We start from the raw sequence: 7,242 nt of genomic DNA, 5'->3' as shown, positions 1-7,242 counted from the left end.
AGCTCGGTCCCGGGGATCCTCTAGAGTCCGTGCAGTTCTGTCCCGAGGTCAGGAACGCCGACTCGACCATCCCCTCGATCAGCTCGTCGCCGAAGGAGAGAGCGTCGTCCATCAGGATCTGCGGGCTCTTGCCGCCCATCTCCAGACTCACGCGCTTGAGGTTGCTCGCCGCGGCGGCGGCGAGAATCGTGCGGCCCGTCGCGGTGGACCCGGTGAACGACAGCGCGCCGATGAGGGGGTCCTCGGCCAGCGCCGCTCCCGTCGTCGGCCCGTCGCCGGGCAGCACCTGCAGCACGCCGTCGGGAAGGCCGGCCTCGGCCGCCAGCGCGGCGAGATGCTGCACCGACCGCGGCGTCGCGTCGGCGGGCTTGAGGATGAGGCTGTTGCCGGCCGCGAGCGCCGGGCCGACTTTCCAGGCCGCCATCGCGAGCGGGTAGTTCCAGGGGAGGATTGCCGCGACCACCCCGAACGGCTCGCGTTCGGTGAAGGAGAGGACGTCGGGGCCGGATGCCGTCGTCGTGCCGTACTGCTTGTCGACGGCTTCGGCGAACCAGCGGATGGACTCGATCGCCGACGGCACGTCGTTCTCACGGCACTCGGTGATCGGCTTTCCCGCGTCCTCGCAGTCGAGGCGGGCCAGTGTCTCGGCGTCGCGCGCCATGAGGTCGGCGAGGTGCAGCAGCACGGCGGCGCGCTCTCGCGGTGTCCGACCCGACCACACCCGTGAGCGGAAGACCTCGTCGGCGCGACGGGAGGCGGCGTGCACCTCGGCCGCCGACGTGATCGGCGTCTCGCCGAGGACGGTCCCGTCGGCGGGGGAGCGGAGGGTGAGGGTGGGGGCGGTCATGCGGTCTCCTTCAGAACGAGGTCGTCGCCGTCGCGCACGACGTGGCCGTCGCGCTCCAACTGGGCGAGGTAGCGGGCCATGCCGCGCTCGCCGCGACGACGGAAGCCGCGCATCAGCTGCGGCAGGGCGTTGGGCACGAGCATGGCGAGGCGGATCAGCACCGACTCCGACGGCTTCGGGTAGATCTCCAGACGCGGCCGGTCGAGCATGCGCATCATGGCTCGCGCGACCGCCTGCGGCGGCTGCGGCGGGTCCTGGAACTGCAGCGAGTTGCCGCCGTCGATCGCCTCCTGCCGCAGCATGCGCGTATCGGTCGCCGACGGCAGCACGGAGCCGGCGATGATCCCCTTCTGACGCAGGTCGAGCCCGATCGAGAGCATCGCGCCGCGCAGTCCGAACTTCGAGGCCGTGTAGATCGGCGTCTCACCCAGAGGGAAGATGCCGCCGAGCGACACAGTCGTGATCACCCGGGGGTCGTGCGAGCGGTGCAGCAACGGCAGAGCCAGGCGGGTGAGCACCAGCGGCGACAGGAGGTTCACCTCGGTCTCGAGTCGGATGCTCGCCACCGACCGGGCGTCGAAGCGCTCGGCGCTCGTCATGCCGACGTTGTTGATGAGCACATCGATGCGCCCGTAGGCCGCTCCGATCTCGCCGAGCACACGCTCCACCTGATCGTCATCGGTGAGGTCGCCGGCGAACCCTCGATGGCCCGAACCGGGCAGCGCGGCGGCGGCGCGCTCGGCGGCTTCGGAGCGGATGTCGACGAGAGCGAGGGTCGCTCCGCGCTGCGCGGCCTCGCCCGCGAACGCGCGCGCGATGCCCCCGGCGCCGCCCGTGACGACGATGACCGTGTCGCGGTAGTCGAAGCTCATGCCGCGACCTCCGCTGCCCGCACGGTGCGGCGCGACGCGGCATCCGGAGCCTGGCCCTCCAGCGCCCAGCCGAGGCGGCGGGCCAGCTTCTTCACGTACTTCACGTACGCATCGGCGTCCACGTAGCCGCGGTGGCGCGGCGAGGAGTCGAAGTGCAGGCCGCCGGACAGGTCGGGCGCGTCGGCGATGCGCAGGCGCTCGAACTCGGCCGCTGCGGCTTCGCCCGTGCGGCTGCCCGCGATGAATGACGCGAGCAGATGCGCCTGCTGGTCGAACAGTCCGTACGCGCCGCTGTTGGTCTCGATGAAGCCGACGCCGTAGAGACCGGCGTGCTCACGGGAGACGCAGTTGAGGTAGAGGTCGGGGTGCTGCTCGTCGCCGAAGTAGCGCTGCGCGACCGGTACGCGGTGCCGGTACCCGGTCGCCATGAGGATGACGTCGAACTCCTCCCGCGTGCCGTCGGTGAACTCCACCGCGAGCTCGTCGGCGCGGCGGATGCCGGGACGCGCGACGATGTCGCCGTGCTGCAGGTAATGGAACAGCTGCGAGTTGAGCACCGGGTGGGTCTCGAACAGCTTGTGGTCGGGCTTCTGCAGGCCGAGCCGTGCAGGGTCTCCCGTCAGCAGCTTCAGCACCGGTTGCAGGATCGCCCGCTCCAGCGGCTTCGGCAGGAACGACCCCTTGCCGCCGACGATGTCGGACGGAAGCCCGAACACGTGCTTCGGGATGAACCAGTAGCCGCGGCGCATGCTGATCGCGGCGCGCTGGGCCGAGCGGGCCGCGTCGCACGCGATGTCGCAGGCCGAGTTGCCCCCGCCGACGATCAGTACGCGCTTGCCGGCGAACTCGGACGGCGAGCGGTACTCGAGGCTGTGGCGCACCTCGCCGGTGTACGACCCCGGGATCTCGGGAACGAAGGGATGCCACTGGCTGCCGGTGCAGACGATGACGCGCTCGTGCTCGGTCGCGGTGCCGTCGGCGAGGGTGACACGCCAACGTGGAGCGCCCGATGTCGACGAGGAGAGGTCGTCGACCGCGGTGACGGCGGCGTCGAAGCGGATGCGGGGCGTGAGCCCGTAGGCGTCGGCGAACGATCGCAGTCAGGCGAGGATCTGCGCGTGACCCGGGTAGTCGGGGTAGTCCTCGGGCATGGGGAAGCCGGAGAAGCCCGACACGGTGCGGCTGGAGATGAAGTGCGCCGACTCGTACATCGGGGTGCCCGGGTTCTCGATGTCCCACAGCCCTCCCGCCTGCGAGTGGCGTTCGAGGTGGGTGTAGTCGATGCCCTTCTCGCTGAGTGCGCGAGCGACGGCGAGTCCGGCGGGGCCGGCGCCGATGACGCAGACCGTGGAGTCGACGGGGCGGGCAGCGGTGGGCGACGTGTTCATCAGCGCTCCTTCGTGCGGGTGAGGTGATCACGGTACGGCGCAGCGCACGGCGGACAGCGGACGCGCGGCATCCAGGAATCGGACATGATCGGCCACACAGGGTGACCTGATCCATCCCCCCCTGATCCGATCGCCGGATGATCCGGTCGACGGATGAGCCGGTCAGTAGGCGATCGGCGGGCGTCGCGCCTCGGCGTGCAGCGCCGCGGGGGAGGCGCCGAACCACCGCAGGGCGCTGCGCCGCAGCGAGCGGTCGTCGCCATAGCCGAGCCGGAACGCGATCTCGGCCGTCGTCAGCGCGGGGGAGGCGAACAGCTCGGCGGCGAGGCGCTTGCGCACGTCGTCGAGCACGCCGGAGTAGCTCGCTCCCACCTCGATCAGCCGTCGCCGGAGCGTCCGCTCGCTCGTCGCGAGTGCACGCGCGTGCGCCGCGAGCGAGAGCACGTCGGGCAGGGCGTCTTTGATCTGCGTCGCGAGCACGGCGACGAGTTCTTGGCGCTCGATGATGCTCTCGGTCTGCGTCTCCAGCAGTGCCACCGTCTCGCGGTGCGTCCAGGCGTCGGCGCTCGGAAGCGCGGCGTGCGCCGCGGCCAGGGGGACATGCCAGGCGTTGCGAGCCGCGGCGAACCGCACGGCGCCGCCGAAGTAGTCGCGGTACACCGCCGGCTCGGCTTCGGCCGCGTGTGCCAGTTCGACCAGCTGAGGCGCCGCGAGACCGGCGACGTCGCGAGCCATCCTCGTGATGTTCGCAAACCCCTCTTCGACGAGGAACGTGCCCACCGTCGAGGCCTGTTCCTGCAGTGCGGCGGTCACCACCAGTCCGCCGGCCTCCTCCGCTGAACTCCAGCGCACCATCGAGCCCGCCAGGTTCTGGAACCGCAGTCCGACCCGCACGGCGTCGCGCAAGGTCGCGCTCGACATCATCGCGAGACCGAGCAGCCCCGAGGCGGTGATCGGCTGGCGGCGGCCCACCTCGAGCCCGAGCGCCGGCACGGGCAGCAGCAGGAGCGCCTGCTCGATGATCACGCGCCCCTGCCGGTACGACACCCGCAGAGCGGGAGAGTCGATCGCAGCCCGCGTGAGGGATGCCGCGCGCAGGGCGCGCTCGAGGGAGACGCCGCGCTCATCGGCCACCTGCAGCAGGTAGCGGATGATGTTCGGGGTGATGACCGCCGAAGACGGCGTCACGGCGCGTCGCTCGGACATGTGCGCCATTGTATTTGGCCGATGATGTCCGCGCGGTGGCGGAGACGGACCGTGACAAAGCCCCCGCGGTCGCTATCGTCGAGCGCATCCCGTCCCGACGGGTGCACCGCTCGCCCGCGAATCGTCGACGCCGCCGACCCCGAGGAGCCACCATGCCCGACACTCCTGCCCCCTCCGAACGCGTGATGCGTGCGGTCATCCGCACCCTCGGTGCGCTGCCCGAACCGATCCAACGGGTCATCGCCGGTCGGCCCGTCGTCGTGGACGGCCAGCGCCTGTACACCGAAGTGCAGATGGCGCTGCGGCTGCTCAACGCGCTGCCCGGCTCCGACTTCTCCGACCTGCCGTTGGATCGCGCGCGGGCCCAGATCGATGCCGAAGCCCGTATCTTCGGCGGCTCGCTTCCTGTCGCGAGCGTCGAGGACATCGAGATCCCCACGCGTGCGGGGGCCGTGCCGGCGCGCCGCTATCAGAACCTGCCTGAGGCCGACGGCACCGTCGTCTACTTCCACGGCGGTGGGTGGGTGGTCGGCAGCCTCGATTCGGCCGACTCGGTGTGCCGTTTCATCGCCGCCACCAGTGGCCTGGAGGTCATCTCGGTCGACTACCGCCTCGCGCCCGAGCACCCGTTCCCCGCCGGCGTCGAGGACGCCATCGACAGCTATCGCTGGGTGCGCGAGCACCGGCCCGGGCGCCGGATCGCGGTCGCGGGTGACAGCGCCGGCGGCAATCTGAGCGCGGTGGTGAGCCTTGCCACCGTGGGAGACGCGGCGGGCGCGCCCGACTTCCAGCTGCTGTTTTTTCCGGTCACGGATCTGTCCGGCAAGCACCGCTCCTACCGGCTGTTCTCCGACGGCTACTTCCTCACCGAGAAGCAGATGGACTGGTACCGCGGGCACTACCTGCCGACGCCCGCGCATGCGCTCGAGCCGTTCGCTTCGCCGCTGCGGGCCGAGGCGTCCGCGCTCACGAAGCTGCCGCCCGCGCACGTCGCCGTCTCGGGCTTCGACGTGCTGCGCGACGAGGGCATCGCCTACGCCGAAAGACTGAGGGATGCCGGGGTGCCGACGACGCTGCAGGTCGTCGAGGGGCACATCCACGCGTTCGTCAATGCCACCGGCGTGGGCCGGCTGAGCTCGCGCGCGCTCGCCGAGTCGGTCGGCGTGCTCGTCCGCGGACTCGGCGGAGGCGCCGGGGTCACCGACGCGGACACGTCCGCACCGTCGGAGCGATGAGGTCCTTCCGCTAGCCTGGGGTCCGACCGCGGCTGAGAGGGAGGACCGCCGATGATCGACGCGTTCGTCCTCGTGCTGCGCGCGATCGGCGTCGCCGTCGGCGTCGTGCCTGCGGGAGCCTCACCGCTCACCTCGCTGGCGGTCGTCGCCGCGGGCATCGCGGCTGCTGCCGCTGTGGTCATGGTCATGGCCGCGGTGTCGGCGACCACGCGCGAGCGCGCTTCCTACGATCGCGTCCGGCCGGCGCGCAGCGACATGCGGCGTGCCCCCGTGGCCCAGAGCGATCCCGACGCTCCCGGTCACATCCTCCGCAGAGGTCCGAGCGCGGCTCTCCCGGCCGCGTAGTCACCCCGTCCGGACGCCACTCACGGCATCCCTTCGCGGCCGAACAGCTCACCCTGATCGCCTCGTCGGAATGGACAACTCGTGGACCTCTTCACCCTGCCGCCCCTGGCGGCTCTGCTCGACCTCTCGGCACGCGGGCTCATGGCCCTCACCGCCCTTCTCGCCCCCGTCGCCGGCCCGGCGGCCGCCGCCGCGGCCGTCGTGCTCGTCACCCTCCTCGTGCGGACGGCGCTCGTCCCGGCCGGTGTCGCCCAGGCGAAAGCCGATCAGGCGCGCTCGCGCCTGGCGCCGCGGCTGCGCGCCCTGCAGCAGCGGTGGCGCGCGCACCCCGAGCGGCTGCAGCGCGAGACCCTCGCGCTCTACCGCGCCGAAGGCGTCTCGCCGGCGGCCGGGTGTCTTCCGCTTCTGATTCAGGCGCCGATCGTCGGGCTCGTGTACGCCGTCTTCCTGCACGGATCGATCGCCGGGCACGCGAACCCGCTGCTGGCCGAACACCTCTTCGGTGTGTCGCTGGGTCAGAGCGCCGTCGCCGCGGTGTCGAGCGGCGTCGGTCCGGCGGCCGCTGCGGTGTTCGGTGTCATCGTGCTGCTCATCGCGTTCGTCGGTGAACTCACGCGGCGTCTGCTGCGACCGACAGCCGCGGCGACGCTGCCGGCATGGCAGCGCACGCTGACCGCGTCGGCGCCGTTCCTCACTGCCGTCGCGGCCCTGTTCGTTCCCCTCGCGGCAGCGGTCTACCTGCTGACGACCGTCACCTGGACCCTCGGCCAGCGACTCGTGCTGCGACGGCTGTACCCGCCGCAGCAGGCGTCATGACGGTGCGCCACCGCTACCGGAGGTCGGCACGGCCCGCGACGCACGAGCGATCAGGGCCGAGCCGACGATGCTCGCCGCCAGCGCGACGACAGCCATGCCGACCATCAGTGCGCCAAACCCGTCGCGGTAGGCGGCCACCGCGGCATCGAACACCTGCGCGTCGGGGCGCGTGCCGTCCTTCGCGTAGGTGCCGACGCCGACAAGAGCGGTGTGCACCGCGGCATCCGTCAGTCCCGCCGCCGACAGGCGGGCGGTGATCCCCGAGATCGTGAGCTGGGTGATCACGGCGGTCGACAGCGCGGTACCGAGCGAGGAGAAGAGCTGCCCGAAGGTCGTGCGCGAACTGGTCACCGGTCCGTAGAAGTCGGCCGGAGCCTCACTGAGCACGAGCGTGCCGTACGGAAGCGCCGCGGCGGTGATACCGAAGGCGATGAGGATGCCGGCGGGTACGAACGCCAGCGGCGTGGAGGCGTCTCGGGCGAGGAAGGCCGCCCCGAAGCCCGCGGCGGAGAGGATGCCGCCGCCAGCAGGAG

The 7,242-nt window shown here is 71.5% G+C and carries 6 protein-coding genes and 2 pseudogenes; 3 read left to right on the top strand and 5 right to left on the bottom strand.

Annotated features, from left to right (window positions below):
- From I5I_RS06960 to I5I_RS06945, 4 genes and pseudogenes are all read right to left on the bottom strand, one after another.
- Positions 1-847, bottom strand: an 847-nt coding sequence (locus tag I5I_RS06960; protein ID WP_148285503.1) for an aldehyde dehydrogenase family protein, incomplete at its 3' end; no start/stop codon positions are given.
- Complete coding sequence (locus I5I_RS06955; RefSeq protein WP_036318066.1) at positions 844-1,719, bottom strand: SDR family NAD(P)-dependent oxidoreductase; 876 nt, start codon at positions 1,717-1,719, stop codon at positions 844-846. The genes I5I_RS06960 and I5I_RS06955, both read right to left, overlap by 4 nt.
- Positions 1,716-3,107, bottom strand: a pseudogene (locus tag I5I_RS06950) (flavin-containing monooxygenase). The gene I5I_RS06955 and the pseudogene I5I_RS06950 overlap by 4 nt, the downstream one beginning before the upstream one ends.
- A gap of 162 nt (positions 3,108-3,269) precedes the next feature.
- Positions 3,270-4,313, bottom strand: a complete 1,044-nt coding sequence (locus tag I5I_RS06945; RefSeq protein WP_036318068.1) for an AraC family transcriptional regulator — start codon at positions 4,311-4,313, stop codon at positions 3,270-3,272.
- Positions 4,314-4,465: 152 nt separating this feature from the next.
- On the opposite strand from I5I_RS06945, the gene I5I_RS06940 reads away from it, so the two are divergent.
- The 3 genes from I5I_RS06940 (at position 4,466) to I5I_RS06930 (ending at position 6,709) form a co-directional block, all read left to right on the top strand.
- Positions 4,466-5,548 carry an alpha/beta hydrolase gene (locus tag I5I_RS06940; RefSeq protein WP_036318065.1) on the top strand — a complete coding sequence of 361 codons (1,083 nt, stop codon included), beginning with the start codon at positions 4,466-4,468 and terminating at the stop codon, positions 5,546-5,548.
- A gap of 51 nt (positions 5,549-5,599) precedes the next feature.
- Complete coding sequence (locus I5I_RS06935; protein WP_036318064.1) at positions 5,600-5,893, top strand: hypothetical protein; 294 nt, start codon at positions 5,600-5,602, stop codon at positions 5,891-5,893.
- A gap of 81 nt (positions 5,894-5,974) precedes the next feature.
- Entirely contained in the window at positions 5,975-6,709 is a 735-nt protein-coding gene (locus tag I5I_RS06930) for a YidC/Oxa1 family membrane protein insertase (RefSeq protein WP_036318063.1), read from the top strand.
- Here I5I_RS06930 and I5I_RS06925 read toward each other — a convergent pair.
- A pseudogene (locus tag I5I_RS06925) lies at positions 6,704-7,242 on the bottom strand (MFS transporter); the annotation flags it as partial. The gene I5I_RS06930 and the pseudogene I5I_RS06925 sit on opposite strands and share 6 nt — an antisense overlap.

The sequence above is a fragment of the Microbacterium sp. B24 genome, assembly GCF_000333415.1.
Taxonomy (GTDB): domain Bacteria; phylum Actinomycetota; class Actinomycetes; order Actinomycetales; family Microbacteriaceae; genus Microbacterium.
Note: the sequence above shows the minus strand (reverse complement) of the source record. Positions and strands in the feature narration are given on the sequence as shown.